We start from the raw sequence: 25,650 nt of genomic DNA, 5'->3' as shown, positions 1-25,650 counted from the left end.
CTCACCCTCGGGCCATCGCCCGCAGCCGGAACCGCTGGAGCTTGCCGGTGTTCGTGCGCGGCAGCGCCTCGACGAACTCCATCCGCCGCGGGTACTTGTACGGAGCGATCGTCGCCTTGGTGAAGTCCTGCAACTCCTTGGCCTTCGCGTCGTCCCCGACCACTCCCGCCCGCAGCACGACGTACGCCGTGACCACCGACGTGCCGCGCACGTCGTCGGGCGCGCCGACCACGCCGCACTCGACCACGTCGGGGTGGCGCAGCAACGCCTCCTCCACCTCCGGGCCGGCGATGTTGTAGCCGGACGAGATGATCATGTCGTCGGACCGTGCCTGGTACCAGAAGTAGCCGTCGGCGTCGCGCACGTACGTGTCGCCGGTGAGATTCCAGCCGTGCTGCACGTACACGCGCTGCCGCTCGTCGGCGAGGTAGCGGCAGCCGGTCGGGCCGCGCACGGCCAGCCGCCCGATCTCGCCGTCCGGCACCGGCCTGCCCTCGTCGTCGACGACGCGCGCGTCGTACCCGGGCACCGGCCGGCCCGTCGAGCCCGGCCGGATGTCCGCGCCGGCGGCGGCGATGAAGATGTGCAGCATCTCCGTCGCGCCGATCCCGTCGATGATCCGCACCCCCGTCGCGTCGTGGAACGCCTGCCACGTCGCCTGCGGCAGGGCCTCACCGGCGGACACGCACCGGCGCAGCGACGCGAGCCGGTCCGCCTTGCCGGCGGCCAGCATGGCGCGGTACGCGGTCGGTGCGGTGGACAGCACCGTCACGCCGTGCTCGGCGATGGCGTCGGCGAGCACGTCCGGCGTCGCCGCCTCCAGCAGCAGGGTGGCCGCGCCGGCGTGCAGCGGGAAGACGACGAGGGCGCCGAGGCCGAACGTGAACGCGAGCGGCGGGGTGCCGGTGAACAGGTCGTCGCTGGTCGGCTCGAGCACGTGTCGGCTGAACGTGTCGGCGATCGCGAGCACGTCGCGGTGGAAGTGCATCGTCGCCTTGGGCCGGCCGGTGGTGCCGGAGGTGAACGCGATCAGCGCGACGTCGTCGGCGGCGGTGTCGACCGCGGTGACGCCCGCCGGGCCGGCCTCGGCCCGCTGCGCCAGGTCGTCGGTGGCATCGGACCCGTAGGTGACGACGCGCAATCCCGGGATCGACGCGAGGGCCTCGGTGAAGCGGTGGTCGCACAGCGCCAGGTCGACACGGGCCATCTCCCGGATCACCGACAGCTCGGCGGAGCGGAGCAGGGGCATCGTGGCGACGGCCACGCCGCCGGCCTTCAACACCCCGAACCAGCAGGCCACCAGCCACGGGCTGTTCGGACCGCGCAGCAGCACCCGGTTGCCGGGCACGAGCCCCAGCTCCTCGACGAGCACGCGCGCCACGCCGTCGGCGCGGCGACGCAGGTCGTCGTAGGACCACGTTTCCGTCGGCGAGAGCAGGCAGCGCCGGTCGCCGCCGTACCGCTCGATCGTGCCGTCGAGCAGTTCCGTGGCGCAGTTGAGGCGGGCCGGGTAGGGCAGTTCGATCAGCTCCGGCCACTCGTCGCGCGCCGGAAGGTTGTCTCGGCAGAAGGTGTCGATGTGTACCGACGGCTCCATGAGTCACCTCGTAGGTCGTCCCATGTCGTGGACCAGTCTGTCACTCTCGTGACGACAGTCAAGCGGACGCTATTGTTCTTCCGTGACGACGGTGGACGAACAGCGCTCGGGCCCGAAGCCGCGGGCGCTCATCGTCACGACGTACGGCGCGTTCGCGCGCGACGCCGGCGGCTGGCTGTCCGTCGCGTCGCTCATCCGGCTCATGGCCGAACTCGGCGTCGACGAGCCCTCGGTGCGCTCGTCCATCTCCCGGCTGAAGCACCGGGGCATGCTGGCGGCGGCGAAGGTCGACGGCGCCGCCGGCTACGAACTGTCGGCGCGGGCCCGGGAGATCCTCACGGAGGGCGACCGGCGCATCTTCCAGCGGCCGGAGTCCCGGGTGTCCGACGGGTGGGTGCTGGTGGTCTACTCGGTGCCCGAGTCGGAGCGCGACCGCCGGCACATCCTGCGCTCGAAGCTCACGTGGCTCGGCTTCGGCACCGCCGCACCGGGCGTGTGGATCGCGCCCGCCCACCTCTACGACGAGGCGCGCGAGACGCTGGAGCGCCTGGAGATGACGCCCTACGTCACCCTGTTCCGCGCCGACCACCTCGCCTTCGCCGACGTGCGCGCCTGCGTCGAGCAGTGGTGGAACCTCGGCGTCCTGCAGCGCATGTACGACGAGTTCCGCACGACCTGGCAGCCGGTGCAGGCCCGCTGGCGCCGCCGCCGCTCGCCGGACGACGGTCGCGCCTTCGCCGACTACGTGCGGGCGCTCACCGACTGGCGCCGGCTGCCGTTCCTCGACCCGGGGTTGCCCGTCGAGTTGCTACCACGGAACTGGCACGGCGCCCGCGCCGCCGACCTGTTCGACTCGATCGAGCGCACGCTGCACGTCCCGGCGCAGCGCCACGTCCGCGACGTGACGGCACGTTAGGGAACCACCGCGATTCCCTGGACCTCCACCAGCGCCTCGGCGTCCCAGAGGCGGGCCACCCCCACGCCCGCCATCGCCGGGTACTCGCGGCCGACCAGCCGGCGCCACACCGCCCCGATGTCGCGGGCGCGGGCCTTGTAGTCGTCCATGTCGACGATGTAGACGGTCAGGCTGGCCAGGTGGGCCGGCTCGCCACCGCACGCGGAGAGCGCGCGCAGGAGGTTGGCCAGGGCGCGCTCGAACTGCTGCACGACGTCGTCGCCGACGACCCGGCCCTGCGCGTCGAGGGCGGTCTGGCCGGCGAGGAACACCAGGCGACCGGCACCGTCCACCGACACCGCGTGCGAGAAACCGGACGGCGGACCCAGTTCGGCCGGGTTGACCCGTTCCATCGGTACCCTCCTCAGGACTGGACGGCGCCACCGTCGACGTTCAGGCCCTGCCCGGTGACCGCGCCGTTGGCGACGCAGAACCACACCGCCTCGGCGACCTCGTCGGGTGTGACGAGCCGCCCGATGGGCTGTCGCGCGGCGAGCGCGGCCCGCGCGTCCTCCGGCGTCCGGCCGGTTCTTCGCGCGATCGAGGCCACGGTCGCGTCGGTCATCGGGGTGTCGACGTACGCCGGGCACACCGCGTTGACCGTCACGCCCGTGCCGGCGAGTTCGGCGGCCGCGGCCCGGACGAGCCCCAGCACGCCGTGCTTGGCCGCGGTGTACGCCGCGACGTACGGCTCGCCGCGCTTGGCCGCCACGGACGCGACCACCACGATGCGTCCCCACCCGCGCCCGACCATGCCGGGCACCGCCCGCCGGACGCACCGGAACGGCGCCGTGAGCAGCAGGTCGAGTTGTGCCTGCCACATGTCGTCGGTGGTGTCGGCCAGCTTCGCCGACGCGCCCGCACCGGCGTTCGCGACGAGCACGTCGACACCGCCCCAGCGGTCCTCGACGGCGGCGAACGTCTCCTCGACCGCCGCCGCCACGGTGATGTCGGCGGGGAGCACCAGCGACGGCCCCGGCAACGCCGCGGCGACCTCCCGAAGCTGGTCGGCCGTACGGGCCGTGAGCGCGACGCGGTGCCCCTCCGCCGCGAGCCGGTGCGCCACGGCCCGGCCGATGCCGCGACCGGCACCGGTGACCAGGCACGTACGCACCGGTCCATCGTGTCAAGCTCACGTGACGACCGTCAAGATCGTGTCATACCGGTAGGGTCGGCCGGGTGAAGCTTGAGGAGTTCACCGACGTCGTGTACGAGGTGCGTGACGGCGACCCCGTCGCGATCATCACGATCAACCGGCCCGAGCGGTACAACGCCTTCCGCGGCCGTACCGTCGACGAGTTGATCAGCGCGTTCAAGCACGCGTGGGCCGACAAGCGGGTGGCGTGCGTCGTCCTGACCGGAGCCGGCGACAAGGCGTTCTGCGCCGGCGGAGACGTCAAGGAGCGGGCGGAGACCGGGGGCTACGGCGAGACCGAGTGGGGCACGTTCGAGATCGAGCGGCTGCACCGGATCATCCGCGACATCCCCAAGCCCGTCATCGCCGCGGTCAACGGCGTCGCGATCGGGGGCGGGCACGTCCTCCACGTCCTCTGTGACCTGTCGCTGGCCGCCGAGCACGCCCGGTTCGGGCAGAGCGGCCCCCGCGTCGGCTCGTTCGACGCCGGTTTCGGCTCGGCGTACCTGGCGCGGGTGGTCGGCGAGAAACGGGCGCGGCAGATCTGGTTCCTCCTCGACCTGTTCGACGCCGCGACCGCCGAGCGCTGGGGCCTCGTCAACGAGGTGGTCCCGGCCGATCAGCTCATCGACAAGGCCCGGGAATGGGGACGCACGATGGCGTCCTACTCCCCCACCGCGCTGAAGTTCCTCAAGCATTCCTTCAACGCCGACAGCGACCACCTGGCCGGGTTGTCGCACCTGGCGTTCGACGGCCTGGAGTTGTTCACCCACTCGGCCGAGGGCATGGAGGGCGCACAGGCGTTCGCCGAGAAGCGTCCACCCGACTTCTCCCCGTACCGGTAGACCCGCGTTGATACGGTTAGCACTCTCAAGGGGAGAGTGCTAACCGGGAGGCGGGAATGGCGACCCTGGCGCTGGGTGCACCGTATCGGCGGCTGTGGTCGGCCACCGTGCTGTCCAACCTCGGTGACGGCATCCGGTCGGCGGCGTTCCCGCTGCTGGCCGTCACCCTGACGCACAACCCGGTGCTGATCTCCGGTGTGGCCGTGGCCGGCCAGCTTCCGGGCCTCCTGTTCGGGCTGACGGCCGGGTCGCTCGCCGATCGTTTCGATCGCCGGCGGCTCATCGTCGCCGTCGACGTCGTCCGGCTCGCCCTGCTGTCCGGGCTGATCGGCCTGATCGCCGGCGGCTGGGCGACGATCGGCGTCCTGTACCTCGTCGTGTTCGTGTCCGGGATCGCCGAGGTCGTCCGCGACACGACCGCCAGCACCCTGGTCCCCTCGATCGTGAGCCCCGACCAGCTCGACCGGGCCAACGGGCGGCTGGTGACCGCCGAGATCGCCGGGAACGAGTTCGTCGGTCCGCCGCTGGGCGGCTACCTGTTCGGCGTCGCCCTCGTGCTGCCGTTCGCCGTCAACGGCGGAACCCTGGCCGTCGCGGTCGCCCTCGTCGCCGGCATCCCCGCGCTCGTCCGGACGACGAACGCCGCTGCCGCGACCGGTTCACCGCGGCCGCGGTCGCCGATCAGTACCGGCCTGCGGTGGCTGCGCGACCACCGCGCCTTCTGGCCGGTGCCGGCGACCAGCGCCGCCCTGGCCATGACCGACAGCGCCTGGTTCACGCTGCTCGTCCTCTACGTGCACGAGATCCTGCGCCTGAGCCCGGCCTGGTACGGGATCCTGCTCGCCGTCGGGGCCCTCGGTGGGCTGGGTGGTGGACTCCTCGCCGCCACCGTCAGCCGACGGTTCGGCGCCAGGATCACCGCTCTGGGCTGCCTGGCCCTGGCGGCGGCGGGCCAGTTGGCGCTGGGCACCACGGGCTCGGTGACCGTCACCGCCGCCGTCCTGGCCACCAGCAGCATGGCCTTCGCGATCTGGAACGTGCAGGCACGCACGACCATCCAGCGCGCCGTGCCGTCGGACCTGCTCGGCCGGGTCACCAGCATCAACCGCACCGTCATCACCGCCGCCTCGGTGATCGGGGCCGGCCTCGGCGGTCTCGCCGCACACCACCTCGGACTCCATGCCCCCTTCCTGCTCGGCCTGCCCGTCCTGGCCGCCGCCGGCCTCCTCGTGACTGCCCTTTCGGGCGGGCCGTTTCCCGAGACGCCGACCTAAACTCCCGCGTGGATCAACGCCGTCCGCCCGAGGAGAAGCCGTGCGACGTCCCGACACCGTGCCCGAAGCGGCCGAGTACCTTCCCGACTGGGACGAGTGGGGGCTCGGCGTCCGGGTCGACGGCGAGCTGCACGGCGACTGGCGGCTGTGGCGGGGCGACGGCACGTTCGTCGAGGAGAGCTCCTGGCGGGCCGGCAGGTGCCACGGCACCAAGCGGCGTTACCACGACGACGGCGGCCTGGCGACGGTCGCCGAGTACGACGACGGCGCGATGATGGGGCTCGTCGCCCACCGGTCCGCGAATCCGACCCGCGAGGTCGAGATCCCCTTCGACAGCATGCCGGCGGCGATCGAGCGGGCGGAGTTCCGGCTCACCCGGGCCGGCGTCACGTACCGGCAGGCGTTCCACGACGCCGCCGGGGTCGAACTCGACCCGTTCGGAACGCCCGTGCCCGAACGCCCGCCCGGCGTGCCTTTGGAGACGTGGTACATCGCGTCGGCGGGCCAGTGGAAGGCCGGCCGGTGGACCAACGGCGTCACCGGGGTCGGCCTGCAGATCTACTGGACGAAGGACGGCGACCTGATCCACGTCGAGTACTACCGCGACAACGCGGTCGTGGCGACGCTGGGCGTGCACCACAAGGGCAACCCGCTGATCGAGGCCCGGCGCGACGGCGACGCCGAGGCGGTCGACCGGCTGATCGAGATCGGTCTCGGCGCGTCTCCCGGTGCCGCCGCGCACGCCGCCCACGAGGGCTTCGCCGACCTCGCCCACCGGCTGGTCGAGAACCCTTGCACGACACCGGTTCTGGCCGATCCGCGGGTCGCGCCGGAGCGCCGGCCCGACGTCGACCCCGCGGCGGAGTGGATCGCCGGGTTCGGCACCGACGGGGCGTGGTACGTCGGTGCCGTCGACCCCGCCACCGGTGCCGCCGACGGAGCGTGGCGGATCTGGATCTGCAAGCCCCATCTGCGCCACGACGCGTACGTCGAGACCACGTTCGCGGCCGGCACGGTCACCGTCCACCGCACGTACGAGCGCGGGGTGCTCGACACGGAGGTCCGGCACGCGCCCGACGGCACGGTCACCACGACCACGTTCCACGAGAACGGAACGGCCGCGACCGCCCGCGCCACCCGCGGCGACGCGTTCGTCCGGGAGGAGTGGTTCGACGACGACGATGTCCGGCTGGCGCTCGTGGAGCCGGTCACCGGGCCCTACCGGAAGAAGTCCGGCAAGGAGGTACCGGTCGAGCGGTGGACGGCCGTCGACGGCACCGGAACACCGACGGCGACGGGCCTCGTGCGGGCCGGCGGGAAGGGCGGCCCGATCGGGCCGTGGCGGCTGCTGAATCCCGACGGCACCGAACGCGCCACGGTAAAGTTCAAGCCGCTCGACCTGCGCCGCCGGGGCGACCTCGGCCGCATCGCCGAGGTGCTGCACCCGTGGCGGGCGGCGGCCGACCTGCCCGGCGTCGACACGGTCGACTGGGCGGGCCTCGACACCTTCTTCGGCAGCGCCAAGCACTTCCCGTTCCACCTGAAGGGCTTGACCGTCCCGGATCCGCTGGCCGTCGACCTCGCGATCACCCACATGTACGACGCGGCGTTGCACCAGGGCACGATCGAGGAGGTCACCGGGCCCACCGTGCGGTTCATCGTCGACGCGCTGCGAACCGTCGACCGTCCCGAACACGCCGTCGCCGCCACCAGGTTCCTCGTCTCGATCGCCACCCGCCAGTGGCAGCTCGGCGCGGCGCACGAGCTGGCGCACCTCTACGTCGCGGTGCCCGACGACGCCGACCCCGCCGAATTCTTCGCCGCCAACGGCACCGAGCCCGCGTACCACGAGGTGCTGGCGGTGCTGGCGGCGGCGACTCCACTGTGGACGGAGTGGGCCGGGCACCCGTCCACCGAGGTCCGCGACCGTGCCCTGCAACTGCTCGCGGTGGCACCCGGCGACGCCGCGCGGGCGGCGCTGGTCGATCGCCTGCGCTCCGAGCCGCTGCCGGAACTGCGCGCCGACGCCCTGCTGGGGCTCGCACTGCACCGACCCGACGACGCCGTACGGGCCGTGCTGGCCGAGCATCTCGGCGGCGACGACCCGCTGCTGCGGTTCTGCGCCGCGCTCACCTGGCTACGGCAGCCGGACCTGGGCGACAACGGCCCCGCCGTCGAGGTGCTCGTCGCCGCACTGTCCACACAGGACGGTCTCGACGACTTCCCGGGACTGGCGTTCAGCACCGGCGAGGTGACGGCCGACGCCAGCACCGCGTTGGCGCTGCTGCCCGCCGCCGAGTCCGAAGGCCACGTCACCCGGCTCGCCGCCGCGCTCGACGAGGTGACGGCCATCAACGCGGTGTCGGTGGTGACGGCCCTGCTCGACATCGCGTTCCCGGTCGACGCCTACGAACGCGGCGCGGACCTGACCCCGGCGCAGCGGGTCGCGGTCGAGGCGATCGTCGAGAGCGACAACGCGTGGACCTTCAACGTGAACCTGGCCGAGGTGCTGGATTACAACGGCCTACCGGACGACCGCGACGAGCTGCGCGCCCTCGCCGAGGGCCGCCTGGCTCCGCCACCGGTCCCCCGCCTGCCGGTGGTCGACGCCGGCATCAGGCTGCCCTGAGACAGCCGTCGCCCGCGCGGACCCGGGCCACTTGGCCCTACCGTTTCACCCGATTTGCGAACTCGGTATTCCAGATCTTGGACTGCACGAGGTGCCCTGACCCCTCACGGAGTCCAAGATCCGCAAATCGGGGGCTACGCCATGGCGGGTGGCGTTTATTTAGCCGGCGTGCTAAATATTATCGCCATGAGCGATTCGATCAGTTCCCTGGCCCGGTACCGCGTCATCGCGGGCCGGGAGGACGAGTTTCTGGAGATCATCGACCGGCACTGGACGACCCTGCGGGACCTGGAACTGGTGACCGACCGCGCACCCGAGGTCTACGTGGGTTCCGAGCGTGGGGTGGAGGGACCGATCGTCGTCGAGATCTTCGACTGGGTCGACGAGGACGCCACCCGGCGCGCCCACACCCATCCGCTCGTCAGCGGCGTCTGGGAGGCGATGGGCCCGTTGTGCGAGGGCCGCAACGGCGGGTCGCCGTTCGAGTTCCTCAGCCTGCGGCGACGATCCGCCGACGCGTGACCGCGACGCCGGCGGACAAACCGCCGCGCGGATTGCGCGACCTCGACGACCTCGACGACGTCTTCGAAGCCCTCGCACACGCCACCCGGCGCCACGTCCTCCAGGTGCTGGCCGCCCGCAACGGCACGTTGACCGCCGGAGAACTCCATGGGCGGTTCGCCCACTCCTGGCCGACCACCACCCGGCACCTCGCCGTCCTGGTCAAGGCGGGCCTGGTGACGGTATCCGCGGTCGGTCGGGAACGGCACTACCGGCTGGAGCGCCAGCGACTGGGCGACGTGCTGGCGCTCTGGTTGCGAAGCGTCGGATTCGATCTTCTGCCCTCCGGGAGAACCCGATGAACAACATGGATCGGCTCGAACAGATCGCGGCCGCGCTGCCGGAAGCCGAACGCGTCGACGTCGAGCAGTGGGGCGACCATCCGACGTTCCGCGTCCGCGGCAAGAACTTCGTCTTCTGCGACGTCGACGCGCACCACCTCACGGTCAAGCTCACCCCGGACGAAGCCGCCGCGGTCGTGGCCACCGATCCCGACGCGAGACCCGCGGGCTACGGTCTCGGCCGGCACGGATGGGTCGCCCTCACCCTCCCGCCGGACGCCACCGAGGACCGGTGGCGACAGGTCACCGAGTGGGTGGAGACGTCGTACCGACTCGTCGCGCCGAAGTCGGTCGGTCGCCGTCGGCCGGGGCCTGCACCTCGCTGAGGATCCGGCCCCACCGTCGCCATGGACGATGCGACAGCTTCCGGATGCGGACCCCTGATCAGGCACCGAGGAGCGGTCACATCAGCAGGTAGTAGACCTCGGTCCAGACCTTGGCGGGATCTTCACGATGTGGTCCGTAGACCTCCCATCGTGGACCGGTCGGCTGACGTCCCTGCGCGGCGCACCAGTCGAGCACGGCCCGGTGCGCCGACGCCAGACCGGCATACGGCCCGCGATGGACGGTCATCGCGACCGGCCCCGCGGGCAGGGTCGAGGCCACCACTCGTCCGGTGAGCGGACCCGGTCGACTCAGTTCGACGCCGACCTCGACGTGCGGCACGTCATCGCGGTACAGCATGACGTTGCGGCAGCCGCCGTGGACTCCTCCGGCACGCAAGCAGGTCCACACCTCGTCGAGAAGGTCCTTCCACAGCGTCGGGAACTCCTGCCACGTGGTTGTCGCGGCGACCACCACGGTCGGACGGGCCATGACCTCCGTCGCGATCACCTCGTAACCCATGTCCCCTCCAGCCATCCCAGCATTGATGGTCACAACCCACGTCTGACACTCGCAGCCTCGCGCAATCAGGACAATGACCCGCCAACGGGGAACCGCCGAGCAGAAGCCGACGCGGGGAGCACGTTGGTGCCTTTGACAGCTTCCGCTAATGCTTCCGCCTGCGCGCTGGCGGCCCTCGCCGCTGCGCGTCGCCGACCGGGGGGACACTCAGTTCACGTGCTCCGGTCACGCCGCCGATCCGGTCCCAGATATCGGCCGACGATCGTGGCGACGGACGGCGTCAGCACGATCTCGGTCGCCAGCAACCGGTCGTGTTGCAGCCAGTGCAACCGCGCCGAGTCCACGCTCCGGCCGTGCCGCGGCGGCCACTCGCCGAACGGCGTGAAATCGTCGATGACCACCATGCCGCCGGGCCGCACCCACTGATCGAGGTCGATCAGGTCGCCACCGGTCTTTCCGTGCCCGCCGCCGTCGAGCACCAACAGGTCGAACGGCGCGTGCGCGGCGAGCGCCCGCCATTCGCCGTGCAGGACCTCCACCCGCGGGCCGGTGTCGCGCCGGGCGAACACCTCGCGGACGGCCTGGACGCGCCGCTCGTCACGATCGACGCTCGTCAATCGCGCCGACGGGTGTGCGGCATGGGCCATCCACGCCAGACCGACACCGCAGCCCGTACCCGTCTCGCCGATGGAACCGGCACCGACGCCGGCGGCGAGCAACGCCAGCAGCCGACCCTGCTCGGGCAGGCACGACTCCTCGAACTCCATGCCTTCGGCCAACCCGACCGCCGACAGAACGGAATCCGGTATGCCCAGGGCGCGCCGGTGGGCGGCGGTTCCCCCGTACGACATCCGCCCAGCCTCGTCGCACCCGCGTGGATCGTCAATGATCGAAGTCGGTCAGTTCGTTGGCTGCGGTGTCCAGGGAGGCGTCGACGCCCTGTTCGATCATGCGTCGGTAGGCGGGGTCCCCGGCCGCCGCGGCGCGGCGGATGCCCGTGGCCGAGGCGCGGACGCGTTGGCGGACCACGTCGACGAACTGGTCGACGGGGCCGTCCCAGCCGTAGGCGTCCAGGAAGAGTCGCAGTCGTCTGGGCCGGTCGGCGAACGTCGTGAAGCCTTCGGCCGCCACGATGTGGCGGGCGTGCAACGGCACCCAGGCGAACCCGGTGAAGGCCAGGTCCCATTCGGGGGTGACGGGGCCGGCGAAGTCCCAGTCGAAGAAGCCGACGAGGTGGCCGGAGGCCCAGGCCGCGTTGTAGGGGGCGGCGTCGTTGTGGCCGACGATCAGGCCCGGCCGCCAGGTTCCTCCCTCGCGCCACATCGCGTCGTCGGGCGGAACGAAGTCCGCGACCGCGGTGTGGAAGTCGCGGAGCCAGTGCGCGACCTGGCGGAGCGCGTCGTCGCTGTGCACCCAGCCCGGCCATGGTCGGGTGGTTCCCACGGTTTCGCCGGGCAGGAACGAGAGCACCTCCCGGCCGCGCTCGTCGACGCCGAGCGCGCGTGGGGCCCGGTCGAAGCCTGCCGCTTCCAGGTGCCGCAGCAACGCGTGCACGGACGGCGTCCAGGGTCCGGCGGTGCGGCGGACGGTGTCGCCGACCCGGACCGCGCCACCGGTGTTGCCGCCAACCAGATGCTGTTCGTCGGTCACCGGGCGAGCTTATGCATCAGCCGCGGGCCGGGCGCAGCTCGGCGGTCAGCGTGTAACGGTCACCCCGGTAGATCGTGGTGCCCGCTTCCACCACGTGCCCGTGTCCGTCGAAGCTCGACACCTGGAGCTGGAGGCACGGCTGTCCGGTGCGGGTCTCCAGCCGTTCGGCGGTGCGGGCGTCGGCGAGCACCGGCTCGACGGTGAACGTCGCGCTGACCATGTCGATGCCGTACCTGTTGGTGAGCAGTTCGTACCAGGAGCCGTCGAGGTCGGCCGGGCGTAACCCGGGAACCAGTGCCGCCGGGATCGACGAGCGCTCCAACGCCATGGGCACGTCGTCGGCCAGCCGCAGCCGGGTGTACGCGATGACCGGATCGCCGATCGGCATCCGCAGCCGGCGGCTCAGTGTGTGCCCGGCCCGGTGCCGGCGGAACTCCAGTGTGCGGCTGGCCGGACGCATGCCACGACGGATCATGTCCTCGGTGAACGACGTCATCGCCAACCGGCGCAGCACCTTTGGGCGGAGCGTGAACGTGCCCTTGCCGTGCCGGCGCACGACGAGCCCGTCCTGCACCAGCTCGTCGACGGCCCGGCGCAGGGTCATCCGGGCGATGCCCCACCGCTGGGCCAGCTCCCGCTCGGGCGGCAACGCCCCGCCCTCGGGCAGGCTGTCGACCAGGTCGAGCAGCCGGACGCGGGTCTGCGCCACCTTCACCGGCAGCGTCGGGTGGGTCATCGCCCGACCGTATGCCGGTGGAACCCCGACGGGAAGTACCTCACCGCAGACCCGCGGTCATCGAGACCCCCTCCACGAAGCGCCGTTGCAACAGCAGGAACAGCAGCACCGTCGGCAACACCGCGAGCAGTGCCGCCATCAGGATCACCGGCGTACCGGCCGAGCCGAGCATGTTGGACTGCATCGCGGCGAGGCCGACGGGCAGCGTCCGGTGCTCCTCGTCCGAGGCGACGAGCAGCGGCCACAGGTGGCTGTCCCAGTTGGACATGAACGTGAACAGCGCGAGCACCGCGATCGGACCGCGCACCGCCGGCACGACCACCGAGACCAGGGTGCGCACCTCGCCGGCGCCGTCCAGCCGAGCCGCCTCCAACAACTCGTCCGGCACCGACCCGATCGCCTGGCGCATCAGGAAGATGCCGAACGCGCTCGTCGCCGCCGGCACGATCAGCCCCGCGAAGCTGTTGACCCAGCCGAGGTCGAAGACCAGCTTGTACAGCGGCACGTAGATGACCTCCAACGGCACCATCAGCGTCGCGAGCACGACGCCGAACGCCGCGTCCCGGCCCCGGTAGTGGAACTTCGCGAAGCTGTAGCCGGCCGCCGTGCACGTCAGGACGTTGAGCACGGTGACGCTGACACCGACCACGATGCTGTTGCGGTAGTAGTCGGCGAAGGCGGCCTGGCGGAACGGCTCGACGACGTTCCCCCACTCGAACCGGCTGGGCCACCACCGCATCGGCACCGTGAGCGCCTCCCCCGCCGGTTTGAACGCGGTGAGCACGGCCCAGCCCAGTACCGTCGCGAACATCAGGCCACCGGCGACGGCGAGGGTGACGACCGCCGCACGCCCGGCGGCCCTGCGGTAGTTGGGTCGGCTCATGCGATCGCTCCGCTGCGCTCCGCGATGCATTCGCAAGGCACTGAGTTGATGATTCGCTCGCTGCGCTCGCTCATGCGTCGCTCCTCCGGAAGGCCCGGAGCTGGCTGAGGGTCAGCACCAGCAGCAGGCCGAACATCAGGACCGCGACCGCCGAGGCGCGGCCCATCCGGGCGTTCTCGAACGCCGTCTTGTAGACGAACAGGTTCAGTACCTCGGTACCGAAGGAACCGTCGGTGAGCACCGCCTGGGGACTGAACGCCTGGAACCCGCGGATCACGGCCATGACCGCGCACACGGCGGTGATCGGCCGCAGCAGCGGGAACGTCAGGTACCGGAAACGCTGGAACGCGCCGGCGCCGTCGAGCTTCGCGGCCTCGTAGATGTCCTCGGGGATGGTGCGCAGCCCGGCCAGGAACAGGATGAGGAAGAACCCGGTCTCCTTCCACACGCTCATCAGCACCAGACCCCACCGTGCGGCGCTGCTGCTGGTCAGCCAGTTGACGTCGAGGCCGAGGGTCTCGTTGAGCAGCCCGTCCGGGTGCAGGACGGCCCGCCACACCACCGACACGGCGACCCAGCTCATCGCGACCGGCAGGAAGTACAACAGCCGGACCGCGCCCAGGCCGGGAAGCCTGACGCTGAGCAGGTGCGCGAACACCAGCGCGAGCAGCAGCGCCGGCACGTAGGTGCCCACGACGTACACCACGGTCTGCAGGACCGCGTCGCGGAACCGCGGATCGGTGAACAGGAACTCGAAGTTGTCCAGGCCGACGAACTCCGGCGGTGCGGTGAGGCTGTAGTCGAACAGGCTCAGGTAGAACACGCGCAGGATCGGCCAGATCGCGAACGCGCCGAACAGCACCAGAGCCGGTGCGGCGAGCAGGGCGCCGACGAGGTGCCGGCGCCCGTCCACTCGACGGCCCCGCCCGGCCGGGCGGCGTGCGGCCATGGTTGCTCCCTCAGTCACGCAGGATGCGGTTCATCGTCTCGGCAGCCTTGCGCGCCGCGTCCTGCGGTGGCACACCGTTGAACACCGCGTCGTTGACCATCGTGGTCAGCGCGTCCTGCACCTCGGCGTAGTGCGGTGTCACCTGGTCGAAGCGGCCGGTCTCGTAGGACTTCGCCCACACGTCCAGCGCCGGGATCTCCTTCGCCGCGGGCGTGTCCGTCCAGCCCTTCAACGGCTGGACGAAGTCGACGTCGGCCAGCCACCGCGCCGAGTTGCTCGCCAGGAACGCGATGAACTTCCACGCCTCCTTCTGCTGCTTGCTGGCGTTGTTGACCGACCAGTAGTAGCCGTACCACCGGTTCGTCGCCTGCTTGCCGGCCACGTGCGGCAGCGGTACGACCTTCAACTGCTTGTAGGTGTCCGGGTTGGTCTGGCGGATCAGCTCCATCGACCACGGGTACACGATCGCCATCGACTGCTTGCCGGAGGCGAGGTCCTGGAACGGCTGTGTCGCCTCGCGTGAGGTGGCGTTGGGATCGGCGACCTTGTTGGCGCCGCGGGCCAGGTCGGTCCAGATCTTCAACGCCGCGACGGAGTCCGGCGAGTCGACGCGGGCCTGCTTGCCGTCGGCGAGTTGCCCGCCGGTCTGGTTGAGCAGCGTCTGCAACTGCTGGCTGTACCACCCCGAGTGCAGGTACAGGAAGCTGAACGCCTGAGCATGCCCGGCGGCGATGAGCGCGCGGCCCTGCGTGGTCACCTCGTCCCAGGTCGTCGGCGGCTTTTCCGGGTCGAGCCCGGCGTCGGTGAAGTGCTTGGTGTTGATGACGAACGCGGTGCCGTTGAACTCGCTGGGCACACCGTAGAGCGCGCCGTCCGGGCCCTTCGCGCCGTCGAGCGTGCCGGGGTTGTACCGCCCGGTCAGCTCGTCGAGGGAGCCGACCCCGAATGCCGACGGATCGATCTTGGCGAGTAATCGTTTGGGGATGTACTCACCGCGCAGCGCGCTGTCGTCCATGTTGATGACGTCCGGCCCGGAGCCGGTGCTCAACGCGGTGAGCATCTTGGTGTTGAACTCGTTGTTGGGGATCGTCTGGTAGTCGACGCGCACGTTCGGGTTCTGCTTGGTGTACTCGGCGATGAGTGTCTTGTTCAGCTCGATCATCGGTGGATGGGTGTGACTCCAGAACGAGATCGTCACCTTGCCGTCGCCGGCGCTGTCGCCGCAGGCGGCGAGGGTACCGGCAATCATGGTGGCGACCATGACGGCGGCGATGCGGGTGCGGGTGCGGAACACGGTTCCTCCTCAGGCTTCGATGGGGTGGACCCGGCGGTAGCGCCGTTCCAGGCCGGCGTTGCCGGCGTCGGTGTCGGGAAGGTTCATCGACCGGTAGAGCGGCGGCGTGACGCCGGCGTCGAGGAGCGCACGGCACACGCCCTCGGTGAGAAGTTGCACGATCGCGATGCCGGCCAACGACGACGTCGCGCCGGTGGCAAGCCCGTCGCCGAGCGAGATCGCCGCGTCGCCGCGGGGTGCGCCGGTGTCGATCGCCACCTCGGCGAGGTCGACGAGGCGCTGCCCGCTCGGATGCCGCGATGGCACCGACGTGCTGTGGGCCGTGGAGGTGATGGCCACGATCGGATGCCCGTGCCGGCGGACCAGTAGTGCCATCTCCATGACCGCGGCGTTGATGCCGGAGTTGGAGACGATGACGAAGCAGTCCTCGGCGCGTGGCCGGTGGAGGTCGTACAGCGGTTCGGCCAGCGACGCGTCGCGCTCGGCGAGCGGATCGAGCAGACCGGGATCGGCGCCGCCGCGGGTCACCAGGTCGCTGATGCGCACGAGGTTGACGGGCGCGAGCCCGCCGGCCCGTCCCGCCATCTCGTGCGCCACGAGCCGGGCGTGGCCGGTGCCGAACGCGTGCACGACACCGTCGCGGCGGATCGTGTCGGTGAGGACCGACACCGCACGCTCGATCGCGTCGCGTTGGGTGGCGACGATCCGGTCCAGGATCTCGTGGGCGACGGTGGGGTACCGCAGCCGGTCGAAAAAGTGGTTCATGAGCGGTGCGCCTCCCGGAGCAGATCCACGACGCCGTCGACGAGCAGGTGGTCGGCGCCCGGACCGAACAGGCTGATGTAGGCCTCGTAGGTCTCGGCGGCGTACGCCGCCTCGTCGGGGAGGTAACCGAGGTAGCTGTCGGTGTAGCCGACGACCCTGGTCACCGGGAACGGGCTGCGGGCCGCGATGCGCTGCCCGACGCTGGCGAACGGCTCGACCGGCAGGTGCGCCCAGGCGATGTCGCCGAGCCGCACCACGGCGATCGGCAGGTCCAGCGCGGCGGGCAGCACCGCGCCGGCGAGGCGCACCTGGATCGCGGCGCCGTCCCGCCGGGCCAGCGCACGACGGGCGACGGGACCGTCGGCCGGCAGGCCGGCCGACACCGTCACGGCACGCCACTCGCGCTCGGCGCCGGCCAGCACCGCCTCGGCCGTGTCGACGTCGGGCAGCGGCCGCGTGGGCAGCCGGACGACGGCCCGCCGCACCACCGGCCCCACACCGGCCGGCACCGCACCGGCCGCACCGGGCGGCACCGCACCGCCCGGCACCTCACCGGCCACACCGGGCGGCACCACACCGGCCACGCCGGGCGGCACCTCACCGGCCACACCGGGCGGTACCGCGGCGCCCGGGACCGGGGTCGCGTCGCGGTGTAGCGCGGCGAGCACGGAGCCGGCGAGCACGCTGCCGAGGCGCGCGGTCTCGGCGAACCCGCGACCGCGCCGGACCGCGCGGGGGCTCACGTCACCGGCGGCGCCCTGGAGCACGGCGATCGTCGGGGGTCGGCCGCCGACGCCGGCGAACCCGGCCGCCGCGGCCAGGGCGGCACCGAGCACGTCGCGGGCCGCGGCCGGCCAGTCGGCCGACCACGCGCGGCAGTCCGGACCGAGACTGGTCGCGTGGTCGGCGAAGTCGAGCAGCACGGCGGCGACGGCGCCGGTCGCGCGGTCGCGCAGCACGAGCGTTCCGGCCGACCGGTCGGCCGGGCCGTCGTCGGCGAGGCGGTTGGCGCTCACGCCGGCGACCTCGGGTGCGCACCAGGCCGCGGTGACCGCCAGCCGGTCCTGTGCGGCCACGGCCGCGGCGAGCCGGCCGGCCGCCGCACGCAGTTCGGCGACGAGGTCGGCGTCGACGGTCGTGCCGTCGGGCGGGTGCAGCTCGCCGTGCCAACCGGCCGGTGCGCAGTGGGTGTGGGACGCGCAGACCAGGATCCGGTCGGCGTCGATGCCGAGGCCGGCGCCGACCGTGGATGCCAGCGCGGTCGCGACCGGCGCCGGCATGGCCAACGCGTCGACGGCGAGCCAGACCACGCCGTCGTCGTCCGGCGCGGCGAGCCAGACGAGGGTCAGCCGTAGGTCGTCGTGGTGGCCGGTGGCGTTGCCGTCCCGGGCCGCGTAACCACCCATCGGGTGGCCGGGTGGCGGTGTGACGTCGACGGCGCCATGGCTCAGCAGCAGCATGCTCATCTCCCGTCGTCCATCGCGCGGACGAACCGTTTCGTCAGTTCCAGCGGGTTGGTGATCGCGGTGCCCACCACGACGGCGTGCGCGCCGGCCGCCCGGGCCAGCCGCGCGTGCGTCCCGGTGCGGATCCGCCCCTCGGCGACCACGGGGCAGTCGAGCCGGTCGGCGAGGGCGGCGACGAGACGCAGGTCCGGTTCGTCGGGTGCCGTGCCGCCGACGTATCCGGCGAGCGTCGTCGCCACCAGGTCGGCACCGGCGGCCCGGGCGGCCAGCCCGGCGTCGAGCGTGTCGACGTCGGCCATCACGGGAACGTCCCACGTCTCGTGGATGTGGCGGATCTGCGCGGCGAGCGGGCCGCCGTCGGGGCGGGGCCGGGTGGTCGCGTCGATCGCGACGATGTCGGCACCGGCGCGGACCACGCCGTCCGCGGCCGCCGCCGTGGGGGTGATGAACACCCCGCGCGGGTCGCCGATCTTGTGGATGCCGATGATCGGCAGCCGGGTCACCGCCCGGATCGCCGCCACGTCGGCCGGTCCGTTGGCCCGGATGCCCTGCGCGCCACCGGCTTCGGCGGCCATCGCCATCAGGGCCATCCACTGTGGACCGTGCAGCGGACTGTCCGCGTGCGCCTGGCAGGACACGACGAGCGCGCCCGCCGGCAGGGTCGCCCGGCTCATCGGGCACCGCGGTGCGCGACGGTGAGGAGCGCGCCGTACGGGCCGGTGTCGCCGGCCAGCCGCAGCGCACCGGCCAGCGCGCTGCCGGCCGCCGGACGCAGGTCGGCGCGCGGCGTCCGGTCGGCGAGCCGGTCGCGGAGCAGGTCGACGGCGAACCCGCCGGGCGCGAGGACCCCGCCGGTGTGTGCGACCGGGACCGGCCCGTCGCCGGAGATCGCGGCGACCGCGGCCGCGACGCTGTCGGCGAGGTCGTCGGCCGCCCGCTCGACGATGCGCCGCGCGACGGCGTCGCCCGCCGACGCGCACGCGTAGACGTCGACGGCGAACCCGGCGACGTCCGCGACGACGGTCGCCGACCGGTACAGCCGCCAGGGTCCCGTGTCGACGTGCTCGCCGAACCGCGTGCGGGCCGCAGTGGTGAGTGCCGTGGCCGCGCCGCGCCCGTCGCGGTGTCGCTGGACCGCGGCGAGGCCGGCCCGACCCACCGCGAAGGCGCTGCCGTCGTCGCCGAACAGGTGACCCCAGCCGTCGACGCGGTGCGCCGTGCCGTCGTGGTCCAGGGCCAGGCACACCGCGCCGGTGCCGACCGCCACCACGACGCCGAACCCGTCGGGCAGCGCGCCCGCGTGCGAGGTCACCATGTCGGCGCAGATCCGCACCTCGGCGGCGTCGAGGACGTCGGCGACCGCGACCGCCAACGCCCGCATCGCGCCGGCGCCGTCCGGCAGCCCGCTCAGGCCCAGGCACACCACGTCGACCGGGCCGGTGAGGCCCGCGGCGACGGCGGCCCGGCGCACGGCCGACGCGGTGTCGTCGACGTCGTCACCGCCGTGGCGGAAGCCGTCCGCCACGCCCACGCGGGTCGTCGCCGAGGTGCGCAGCCGCAAGGCCGACTGCCCACCGTCGATACCGACCAGGAGACTCGCCACGTGCTCCCCTTGCTGTGCCCGGAGGTTCGCCAGTCGATTCGCTGGCCCGAGATCAGCAAAGAGGAACCGCCGGCGTCACGCCAAGCCCGATCGCCCGGATAATGTAGACCACATTGCGGCCGCGAATCGGTGAAATCCGTTGCAGGCAACCGATAGTGCGACGCGTCGATGGCCGCAGTGGTCTACTTCAGGATCAGGCGTACAGGTGCGGCTTCGCGGTGAGCTTCACTTCCTGGCGGGTGTTGGTTTCCAGCGCCGCCACGCACGCCTGCGCGACGGCCGTCGCGGAGTAGCCGTCCCAGCCGTCGGCACCGCCCGGGTTCCGGTTGTTCCGCAGCCGTTCGATCCAGTCCTGAAGCTCGCGGCGGTACGCCTCGGCGAAGCGTGGCCGCCAGTCGCCCGGCAGGCGGCGGCCGGCCATCCCGGCCCGGCGCAGTTCGGTCGCGGGCGCCGCGTCGAGCGACACGCTGCCCTCCTCGCCGACCAGTTCGCACCGCACGTCGTAGCCGTACCGGGCGTTGACGAACACCTCGATGTCGACGAGAACGCCAGTGGCGGACTCCAGGACGAGGATCTGGATGTCCCGGGTTGCACCGGCCCGGGGCGTGTACACGCTCGCGGCGACGATCTCGTCGTCGAGCAGCCAGCGGGCCAGATCGATCTCGTGCACGGCCGAGTTCGTGATGACGTCACCGCGGAACCGGCTCGCGGGGGCGGAGGCGTTGCGGTGCACGCAGTGCAGCACCAGCGCCGCGCCGATCTCACCGGAGTCCAGGATCGTCTTCATGTCGACGTAGCCCGGATCGTAGCGGCGCATGAACCCGACGCTGACGAGTCGCCGGCCCGATGCCGCCTCCGCGTCGAGGATCCGCAGGCACCCGTCGACCGTCGGCGCGAGCGGCTTCTCGCACAGCACCGGTTTGCCGGCGGCGATGCTCGCCAGCACGAACGCCTCGTGCGTCGGGTCGGAGGACGCGACCAGGACCGCGTCGACGGCGTCGTCGTGGATCAGCTCGATCGGGTCGGCGAGGGCCCGGGCCGATCCGGCGGACCCGGCGACCGCCGCCGCCCGCTGCTGGTCGACGTCGAACACGGCGGTCAGCGCGGCGCCGGAGACGGCACCGGCCAGCAACCGGGCATGGTCGCTGCCCATCACACCGGTACCGATGATCCCGACGCCGACTGTCATGGTGAAACTCCCACCCACGCGCCCGTCCGGACCGACTCGGTGACGGCGTCGAGCACCACGGCGGCGCGTACCGCGTCGTCGATTGTCGCACCGTGCGCCTTGGTCTCGACGATCGAACGCAGGAACAGCGCCGCCTCGACGACCTTCAGGTCGTCGTAGCTCATCGGGATCCCGGCACCGGGCTGGAATGCCGCGAAGTCGCCGTCGCCCGGTCCCATGAAGGCGACGCCGACGCGCTGGTTCTGGAACGTCCCGCCCACGCTGACGGCCAGTTCACCCATGCGCCGGAAGTCCCACGACACCATGCCCTTCGTGCCGTGGATCTCGAAGCCGTAGTTGTTCTGCTCGCCCACGCTGACCCGGCTGGCCTCCAGCACACCACGGGCACCGCCGGCGAAGCGCAGCAGGCAGTTGACGTAGTCCTCGTTCTCCACCGGGCCGAGTTCCCCGCCGGCGGCGAGGTCGAAGTGGCTGCCTGTGCCAGTGGGACGCGGCCGCTCGGGTATGACCACGGCGGTGTCCCCGATCACCGCGTCGATCTCGCCGAGGAGGTGGCGGGCCAGGTCGACGCCGTGCGAGGCGAGATCGCCGAGCACACCGTTGCCGCCGCGCGCCCGCTCGAACCGCCACGACAGTGCACCCTGCGGATGGGCGGCGTAGTCGCTGAACAACCGGAACCGGGCATGGGTGACCGAGCCGAGCTCGCCCTGTTCGACGAGCGCCCGCGCGGCGGCCACCGCGGGCGCGTGGCGGTAGTTGAAACCCACGGCGCACTGCACGGCACTCCGGTCGACGGCGGCGGCGACCGCCCGCGCGTCGGCGGCACCCAGCCCGACCGGTTTCTCGATCCAGAGGTGCTTGCCGGCCTCGGCGACGGCGACGCCGATCTCGCGGTGCAGCGCGTTGGGCGCGGTCACGCTGACCGCACCCACCTCGGGATCGTCCAGCAGGTCCCGCCAGTTTTCGGTCGACCGGCGGAACCGGTACCGCTCGGCGGCGGCCCGCGCCCGGCCGGGTTCCGGATCCGCGACGGCGATCAGCACCGGCTCGATCGGCAGTTCGGGATGGTGGTGCGGCAGCCGCAGGTACGACCGGGTGTGCGCGTGACCCATCCAGCCGATGCCGATGACGGCGACGCCAATCGGTGTCAACGCGCGACCTCCGCCCGCGTCAGCCTGGACAGGAACTCGACGCTGCGCCGCACGTCCCGGATCGGACCCGCGCCGGGCTCCGGCGGGCCGAACAGCGCCGCGTCCTGTTCGAGGACGTACCAGCCCCGGTATCCGGCGTCCTCCAGCGCCCGCACGACGGCGGCGATGTCGAGGTCGCCGTCGCCGAGCGGCGCGTACAGGCCGGCCCGCACCTTCTCGATGTAGCTACCGTCAGTCGCCGCGACAGACCGACGCACGTCCTTGAGGTGCACGTGGGCGATCCGGTCCGCCGCGAGCTCCACCAGTTCCAGCGGTTCCATGCCGCCGATCAGCAGGTGACCGGTGTCGAGGCAGAGCAGGACGTCGCTGCCGTCCAGCAGCCGCAGGACCGCGGCGCGGTCCTCGATCGCGGTGCCGACGTGCGGATGCAGCGTCGGAATCAGCCCGTGATCGGCGGCGATCCGTTGCAGCTCGCGCAGGGTGGCCAGCAGGACGGTCCAGTCGCCGTCGTCGAGCGGCACCTTGCGGTCGTAGCTGCCGTCGGCGGATCGCGCGGCGAGCACGACGACCTCCGAGCCGGCGGCGGCCAGCGTCCGGATCGCCGCCGTCGCCTCGTCGAGGTCCGCCGGTGTGCCGACGTGCATCGGTACCGGCAGGAAGCCACCGATGAGCCGCAGGCCCCGGCTCTCCAGCCGGGCCCTGACGTCGGCCGGGTCCGTGCCGAGGTAGCCGGTGGGGCCGAGTTCGGTGGCCCGCAGCCCCAGTTCCCGCATCTCGCTCAGGACGAGATCGGCCGGCAGTTCGTAACCCCAGTCCGGCGCCTCGCAGACGCCCCATGAGATCGGCGCTCCCCCGGTGCGCCCGGCGATGGTCATGTGCCTCTCCTCAATTGAAGGTCTGGCTCTCTTCGCGCATCTCCCGGCCGACCTTCTCGGCCCCGCCGCCCCGCTCCAGTTCGTGGGCGAGTTGCTCCAGCTCCGCGCCGCCGGCCATGAGCCGGGTCAGCTCGGCGAGCGGTATCTCGGACTTGGCGAAGTCGCCGAGGCTCCGGCCGCGGTTGAGCAGCAGGAACCGGTCGCCGACGGGGTAGGCATGGTGCGGATTGTGGGTGATGAAGATGACCCCGAGACCGCGGTCGCGGGCCTGCACGATGTACCGCAGGACGACGCCGGCCTGCTTGACGCCCAGCGCCGACGTCGGCTCGTCCAGGATCAGCAGCCGCGCACCGAAGTGCACCGCGCGGGCGATGGCGACGGACTGCCGCTCGCCGCCGGACAGCGTGCCCACCGGTTGGTCCGGGTCGCGGATGTCGATGCCCATGTCGAGCAGTTCCTGGCGGGTGACCTCCTTGGCGAGCTTCCGGTCGAAGCGGCGGAACGGTCCCCACCCCTTGGTCGGCTCGGAGCCGAGGAAGAAGTTGCGCCAGATGGCCATGAGCGGCACCATCGCCAGGTCCTGGTACACGGTGGCGATACCGGCGTCCAGCGCGGCCCGCGGCGTGCCGAGCGTGACGGGATTGCCGTCGATGAGCAGCTGGCCGTGGTCCGGCTGGTGCACGCCGGAGAGGATCTTGATCAGGGTGGACTTCCCCGCGCCGTTGTCGCCCAGCACGCAGGTGACCTGGCCGGCGTGCACGGTCGTGGAGATGTCGTGCAGCGAGACGACGTTGCCGAACGACTTGGCCACGTTGCGGATCTCCAGCAACGGTTCCATGCGGCTACCTACCTCCTCGACTCGGCGAAGCGGCGGACGAACTGGTTGGCGAGGACGGCGAGCAGCAGCATCGCGCCCAGGAAGAACTTGAACCAGTCGGCGTCCCAGCCGGCGTACACGATTCCCTGCGACGTCATGCCGAAGATCAGGGCGCCCAGCGACGCGCCGACGGCCGAGCCGAACCCGCCGGTGAGCAGGCAGCCGCCGATCACCGCCGCCACGATGTAGATGAGCTCCTGTCCGAAGCCGGCCTGGGCCTGGATCGACGTCAGCCGCACGATCTGCGTGTTGCCGATGAACCAGGCCGCGGCCGACGTGATCATGAACAACGTGACGGTGGTCCGCATGACCGGCACGCCGACGTTGGTGCTCGCGGTCTCGTCACCGCCGACGGCGAAGATCCAGTTGCCGAAACGGGTGCGCAGCAACAGGTACGACCCGCCGATCGTGACGACGATCCACCACAGGATCGCGATCTGGAACCCGGTGCCGCCGATGGTGATCGTGCTCGCCATGACCGCGTGCAGGACCGAATAGCCGGCCACCTGGTCGAAGTTGTTCACCTGCACCGTGTCGGTCACGATCTTCGTGACGCCGAGGTTGAGCCCCTGCAGCATGAGGAACGTGCCGAGCGTGATGATGAAGCTGGGCAGCCCGGTGCGCACGACGAGGTACCCGTTGAGGAAGCCGACGGTGAGCACCAGCGCCAACGACGTCAGCAGCGCGACCCAGGTGTTGAGGCCGTAGTACGTCGTGAGCAGGCCGGTCGTGATGGCGGCGGTCCCGGTCTGCACGCCGGCCGAGAGGTCGAAGTGCCCGCCGATCATGAGCAGGGCGATCGCGACGGCCATGATGCCCAGCGTCGAGGCCGGGTCCAGCCAGTTCGCGATGCCCCGCGGGGATCGGAAGACGTCGGACAGCGACGCGAAGAACAGGAACACGACCAAGGCGCCGACGAGCGAGCCGAGTTCGGGTTTGACGAGCAGCCGCCGCAGCAGGCCGACCCGGACCACCCGCTCGTCCGTCTTCACCACGCCGGTGACGGTTCCGGCCATTGGTACCTCCGTTGACTCAGCGGGTTCCGGCGGCCGCGAGCTTCTCGATCTGGGCGGCGTTGTCCTTGGTGACGAGCGTCGGGCCGGTCAGCACCGTCTGGCCGCCGCCGAGGACGTTGAGGTTGGACTTGTACAGGGCGAGCATCTGCACCCCGAGGTAGCCCTGCAGATAGGGCTGCTGGTCGACGGCGAAGAGGATCTTGCCGCTCTGCACCGCCTTCGCGACGTCGGCGTTGAGGTCGAACGTCGCCAGCTTCGCGGTGGAAGCCGCCTCGCCGATGGCGTTCGAGGCGACGACCGCCACCTGCCCGCCCAGCGTCACCACGCCGTCGATCGACGGGTCGGTCTGCAGCTTGGCCTTGATGGTGGCCTGCGCGGCGGGCAGGTTGTTGTTGTCGACCTGGAGGTTGGTCATGGTGCCGCCGAGCGCCGTCTTCGCCGCCGCGCAGCGCTGTTCGAGGCCGACGTTGCCGGCTTCGTGGATGACGCAGATCGCGTTCTTCACCCCGGCGGCCTTGAGCGTGGTGCCGACCGCGTTGCCGGCGACGGACTCGTCCTGCCCGACGTGCGACAGCGCGCCGAACGCCTTGGAGTCGGAACCGCCGGAGTTGATGGTGATGACCGGGATGCCGGCGGCGACGGCCTTCTGGACGGACGCCTTGAGCGCGCCCGGGTTGGCCATCGACACGACGAGCCCGTCGACCTTCTGGTTCACGGCGGCGTCGATGAGTTGCGCCTGCTTCTGCGGGTCGCCGTCGCTCGCGTAGGTCAGGTTCAGACCCAGGTCCGAGCCGGCCTTCTCCGCGCCGGCCTTCACGATGCTCCAGAACGCGTCGCCGCTGGCCCCGTGCGTCACGACGGCGATCTTGTAGCCGTACTTGCCGGCGCCACCGCCCTGGGTGTTGTTGTCCGGCTTGTTGACGGCGTTGTCGTCACTGCACGCACCGAGCGCGAGGACGGGGACGAGCAGGGCCGCGAACACCCATGCACGATTCCTGCGTGTCACGTTGGTC

27 protein-coding genes are annotated in these 25,650 nt (G+C 71.7%); 7 read left to right on the top strand and 20 right to left on the bottom strand.

Going from position 1 to position 25,650, the window contains the following annotated elements:
- Nucleotide 1 precedes the first annotated feature (1 nt).
- Nucleotides 2-1,597, bottom strand: coding sequence for an AMP-binding protein (locus Vau01_RS21985; protein ID WP_203995865.1), 1,596 nt, complete (start codon nucleotides 1,595-1,597; stop codon nucleotides 2-4).
- Nucleotides 1,598-1,679: 82 nt separating this feature from the next.
- Between Vau01_RS21985 and Vau01_RS21980 the strand changes: the two genes are divergently transcribed.
- The gene (locus tag Vau01_RS21980; RefSeq protein WP_239151765.1) at nucleotides 1,680-2,513 is read left to right on the top strand and encodes a PaaX family transcriptional regulator; all 834 of its coding nucleotides are present in this window, start codon (nucleotides 1,680-1,682) and stop codon (nucleotides 2,511-2,513) included.
- Here the strand turns inward: Vau01_RS21980 and Vau01_RS21975 are convergent.
- Together Vau01_RS21975 and Vau01_RS21970 are read right to left on the bottom strand one after the other, a co-directional pair.
- Complete coding sequence (locus tag Vau01_RS21975) at nucleotides 2,510-2,905, bottom strand: RidA family protein (RefSeq protein WP_203995863.1); 396 nt, start codon at nucleotides 2,903-2,905, stop codon at nucleotides 2,510-2,512. The genes Vau01_RS21980 and Vau01_RS21975 overlap by 4 nt on opposite strands.
- An 11-nt stretch (nucleotides 2,906-2,916) precedes the next feature.
- Nucleotides 2,917-3,666 (bottom strand): SDR family NAD(P)-dependent oxidoreductase, encoded by a 750-nt coding sequence (locus Vau01_RS21970; protein ID WP_203995861.1) that lies wholly within the window; start codon nucleotides 3,664-3,666, stop codon nucleotides 2,917-2,919.
- A 65-nt stretch (nucleotides 3,667-3,731) separates the two neighbouring features.
- Between Vau01_RS21970 and Vau01_RS21965 the strand changes: the two genes are divergently transcribed.
- From Vau01_RS21965 to Vau01_RS21940, 6 genes are all read left to right on the top strand, one after another.
- A complete protein-coding gene (locus Vau01_RS21965) occupies nucleotides 3,732-4,532 on the top strand; it encodes an enoyl-CoA hydratase-related protein (protein WP_203995860.1) in 801 nt (266 codons plus the stop codon).
- 56 nt (nucleotides 4,533-4,588) lie between these two features.
- The gene (locus Vau01_RS21960) at nucleotides 4,589-5,806 is read left to right on the top strand and encodes an MFS transporter (protein WP_203995858.1); all 1,218 of its coding nucleotides are present in this window, start codon (nucleotides 4,589-4,591) and stop codon (nucleotides 5,804-5,806) included.
- A 40-nt stretch (nucleotides 5,807-5,846) separates the two neighbouring features.
- Nucleotides 5,847-8,435 (top strand): hypothetical protein, encoded by a 2,589-nt coding sequence (locus Vau01_RS21955; RefSeq protein WP_203995856.1) that lies wholly within the window; start codon nucleotides 5,847-5,849, stop codon nucleotides 8,433-8,435.
- 186 nt (nucleotides 8,436-8,621) lie between these two features.
- Complete coding sequence (locus tag Vau01_RS21950) at nucleotides 8,622-8,957, top strand: hypothetical protein (RefSeq protein WP_203995854.1); 336 nt, start codon at nucleotides 8,622-8,624, stop codon at nucleotides 8,955-8,957.
- Nucleotides 8,954-9,298 (top strand): ArsR/SmtB family transcription factor, encoded by a 345-nt coding sequence (locus Vau01_RS21945; protein ID WP_203995852.1) that lies wholly within the window; start codon nucleotides 8,954-8,956, stop codon nucleotides 9,296-9,298. Before Vau01_RS21950 ends, Vau01_RS21945 begins: the two co-directional genes overlap by 4 nt.
- On the top strand, nucleotides 9,295-9,663 hold the full coding sequence (locus tag Vau01_RS21940) for an MmcQ/YjbR family DNA-binding protein (RefSeq protein ID WP_203995850.1): 369 nt from the start codon (nucleotides 9,295-9,297) through the stop codon (nucleotides 9,661-9,663). Before Vau01_RS21945 ends, Vau01_RS21940 begins: the two co-directional genes overlap by 4 nt.
- Before the next feature lie 76 nt (nucleotides 9,664-9,739).
- Here the strand turns inward: Vau01_RS21940 and Vau01_RS21935 are convergent, their stop codons facing one another.
- The 17 genes from Vau01_RS21935 to Vau01_RS21855 form a co-directional block, all read right to left on the bottom strand.
- Nucleotides 9,740-10,183 (bottom strand): GyrI-like domain-containing protein, encoded by a 444-nt coding sequence (locus Vau01_RS21935; protein WP_203995848.1) that lies wholly within the window; start codon nucleotides 10,181-10,183, stop codon nucleotides 9,740-9,742.
- 212 nt (nucleotides 10,184-10,395) lie between these two features.
- On the bottom strand, nucleotides 10,396-11,034 hold the full coding sequence (locus tag Vau01_RS21930; protein ID WP_203995846.1) for an O-methyltransferase: 639 nt from the start codon (nucleotides 11,032-11,034) through the stop codon (nucleotides 10,396-10,398).
- A gap of 31 nt (nucleotides 11,035-11,065) precedes the next feature.
- Nucleotides 11,066-11,833: a phosphotransferase gene (locus tag Vau01_RS21925; RefSeq protein WP_203995844.1), complete on the bottom strand. Its 768-nt coding sequence runs from the start codon at nucleotides 11,831-11,833 to the stop codon at nucleotides 11,066-11,068.
- 16 nt (nucleotides 11,834-11,849) lie between these two features.
- Nucleotides 11,850-12,569 carry a GntR family transcriptional regulator gene (locus Vau01_RS21920; RefSeq protein WP_203995843.1) on the bottom strand — a complete coding sequence of 240 codons (720 nt, stop codon included), beginning with the start codon at nucleotides 12,567-12,569 and terminating at the stop codon, nucleotides 11,850-11,852.
- Nucleotides 12,570-12,609: 40 nt separating this feature from the next.
- On the bottom strand, nucleotides 12,610-13,452 hold the full coding sequence (locus Vau01_RS21915; RefSeq protein WP_203995842.1) for a carbohydrate ABC transporter permease: 843 nt from the start codon (nucleotides 13,450-13,452) through the stop codon (nucleotides 12,610-12,612).
- Nucleotides 13,453-13,522: 70 nt separating this feature from the next.
- Complete coding sequence (locus tag Vau01_RS21910; protein ID WP_203995840.1) at nucleotides 13,523-14,401, bottom strand: carbohydrate ABC transporter permease; 879 nt, start codon at nucleotides 14,399-14,401, stop codon at nucleotides 13,523-13,525.
- Nucleotides 14,402-14,411: 10 nt separating this feature from the next.
- Entirely contained in the window at nucleotides 14,412-15,695 is a 1,284-nt protein-coding gene (locus Vau01_RS21905) for an ABC transporter substrate-binding protein (RefSeq protein ID WP_203995838.1), read from the bottom strand.
- 9 nt (nucleotides 15,696-15,704) lie between these two features.
- Nucleotides 15,705-16,460, bottom strand: a complete 756-nt coding sequence (locus tag Vau01_RS21900) for a sugar isomerase domain-containing protein (RefSeq protein ID WP_203995836.1) — start codon at nucleotides 16,458-16,460, stop codon at nucleotides 15,705-15,707.
- Complete coding sequence (locus Vau01_RS21895; RefSeq protein WP_203995835.1) at nucleotides 16,457-17,926, bottom strand: serine/threonine-protein kinase; 1,470 nt, start codon at nucleotides 17,924-17,926, stop codon at nucleotides 16,457-16,459. Before Vau01_RS21895 ends, Vau01_RS21900 begins: the two co-directional genes overlap by 4 nt.
- Entirely contained in the window at nucleotides 17,923-18,600 is a 678-nt protein-coding gene (locus Vau01_RS21890) for an N-acetylmannosamine-6-phosphate 2-epimerase (RefSeq protein ID WP_203995834.1), read from the bottom strand. Before Vau01_RS21890 ends, Vau01_RS21895 begins: the two co-directional genes overlap by 4 nt.
- On the bottom strand, nucleotides 18,597-19,529 hold the full coding sequence (locus Vau01_RS21885) for a BadF/BadG/BcrA/BcrD ATPase family protein (RefSeq protein ID WP_203995833.1): 933 nt from the start codon (nucleotides 19,527-19,529) through the stop codon (nucleotides 18,597-18,599). Before Vau01_RS21885 ends, Vau01_RS21890 begins: the two co-directional genes overlap by 4 nt.
- Before the next feature lie 193 nt (nucleotides 19,530-19,722).
- Nucleotides 19,723-20,718, bottom strand: coding sequence for a Gfo/Idh/MocA family protein (locus Vau01_RS21880; protein ID WP_203995832.1), 996 nt, complete (start codon nucleotides 20,716-20,718; stop codon nucleotides 19,723-19,725).
- Nucleotides 20,715-21,869, bottom strand: coding sequence for a Gfo/Idh/MocA family protein (locus tag Vau01_RS21875; RefSeq protein ID WP_239151764.1), 1,155 nt, complete (start codon nucleotides 21,867-21,869; stop codon nucleotides 20,715-20,717). Before Vau01_RS21875 ends, Vau01_RS21880 begins: the two co-directional genes overlap by 4 nt.
- Nucleotides 21,866-22,744 (bottom strand): TIM barrel protein, encoded by an 879-nt coding sequence (locus Vau01_RS21870; RefSeq protein ID WP_203995831.1) that lies wholly within the window; start codon nucleotides 22,742-22,744, stop codon nucleotides 21,866-21,868. The genes Vau01_RS21875 and Vau01_RS21870 overlap by 4 nt, the downstream gene beginning before the upstream one ends.
- Before the next feature lie 10 nt (nucleotides 22,745-22,754).
- A complete protein-coding gene (locus tag Vau01_RS21865) occupies nucleotides 22,755-23,582 on the bottom strand; it encodes an ATP-binding cassette domain-containing protein (RefSeq protein WP_203995830.1) in 828 nt (275 codons plus the stop codon).
- Between the two features lie 8 nt (nucleotides 23,583-23,590).
- On the bottom strand, nucleotides 23,591-24,637 hold the full coding sequence (locus Vau01_RS21860) for an ABC transporter permease (protein WP_239151763.1): 1,047 nt from the start codon (nucleotides 24,635-24,637) through the stop codon (nucleotides 23,591-23,593).
- 16 nt (nucleotides 24,638-24,653) lie between these two features.
- Nucleotides 24,654-25,643, bottom strand: a complete 990-nt coding sequence (locus Vau01_RS21855; protein ID WP_203995828.1) for a sugar ABC transporter substrate-binding protein — start codon at nucleotides 25,641-25,643, stop codon at nucleotides 24,654-24,656.
- Nucleotides 25,644-25,650: the final 7 nt, after the last annotated feature.

The sequence above is a fragment of the Virgisporangium aurantiacum genome (assembly GCF_016863635.1).
Classification (GTDB): Bacteria; Actinomycetota; Actinomycetes; order Mycobacteriales; family Micromonosporaceae; genus Virgisporangium; species Virgisporangium aurantiacum.
The sequence above is the reverse complement of the archived record's forward strand: the minus strand, read 5'-3'. Positions and strand labels throughout refer to the sequence as shown.

Coding starts and splice junctions, on each gene's coding strand:
- Vau01_RS21920 (WP_203995843.1), bottom strand. CDS start 12,569: ATGACCCACCCGACGCTGCCGGTGAAGGTGGCGCAGACCCGCGTCCGG.
- Vau01_RS21880 (WP_203995832.1), bottom strand. CDS start 20,718: ATGACAGTCGGCGTCGGGATCATCGGTACCGGTGTGATGGGCAGCGAC.
- Vau01_RS21895 (WP_203995835.1), bottom strand. CDS start 17,926: ATGAGCATGCTGCTGCTGAGCCATGGCGCCGTCGACGTCACACCGCCA.
- Vau01_RS21910 (WP_203995840.1), bottom strand. CDS start 14,401: ATGGCCGCACGCCGCCCGGCCGGGCGGGGCCGTCGAGTGGACGGGCGC.
- Vau01_RS21915 (WP_203995842.1), bottom strand. CDS start 13,452: ATGAGCCGACCCAACTACCGCAGGGCCGCCGGGCGTGCGGCGGTCGTC.
- Vau01_RS21985 (WP_203995865.1), bottom strand. CDS start 1,597: ATGGAGCCGTCGGTACACATCGACACCTTCTGCCGAGACAACCTTCCG.
- Vau01_RS21950 (WP_203995854.1), top strand. CDS start 8,622: ATGAGCGATTCGATCAGTTCCCTGGCCCGGTACCGCGTCATCGCGGGC.
- Vau01_RS21960 (WP_203995858.1), top strand. CDS start 4,589: ATGGCGACCCTGGCGCTGGGTGCACCGTATCGGCGGCTGTGGTCGGCC.
- Vau01_RS21860 (WP_239151763.1), bottom strand. CDS start 24,637: ATGGCCGGAACCGTCACCGGCGTGGTGAAGACGGACGAGCGGGTGGTC.
- Vau01_RS21940 (WP_203995850.1), top strand. CDS start 9,295: ATGAACAACATGGATCGGCTCGAACAGATCGCGGCCGCGCTGCCGGAA.
- Vau01_RS21900 (WP_203995836.1), bottom strand. CDS start 16,460: ATGAACCACTTTTTCGACCGGCTGCGGTACCCCACCGTCGCCCACGAG.
- Vau01_RS21865 (WP_203995830.1), bottom strand. CDS start 23,582: ATGGAACCGTTGCTGGAGATCCGCAACGTGGCCAAGTCGTTCGGCAAC.
- Vau01_RS21870 (WP_203995831.1), bottom strand. CDS start 22,744: ATGACCATCGCCGGGCGCACCGGGGGAGCGCCGATCTCATGGGGCGTC.
- Vau01_RS21975 (WP_203995863.1), bottom strand. CDS start 2,905: ATGGAACGGGTCAACCCGGCCGAACTGGGTCCGCCGTCCGGTTTCTCG.
- Vau01_RS21890 (WP_203995834.1), bottom strand. CDS start 18,600: ATGAGCCGGGCGACCCTGCCGGCGGGCGCGCTCGTCGTGTCCTGCCAG.
- Vau01_RS21935 (WP_203995848.1), bottom strand. CDS start 10,183: ATGGGTTACGAGGTGATCGCGACGGAGGTCATGGCCCGTCCGACCGTG.
- Vau01_RS21930 (WP_203995846.1), bottom strand. CDS start 11,034: ATGTCGTACGGGGGAACCGCCGCCCACCGGCGCGCCCTGGGCATACCG.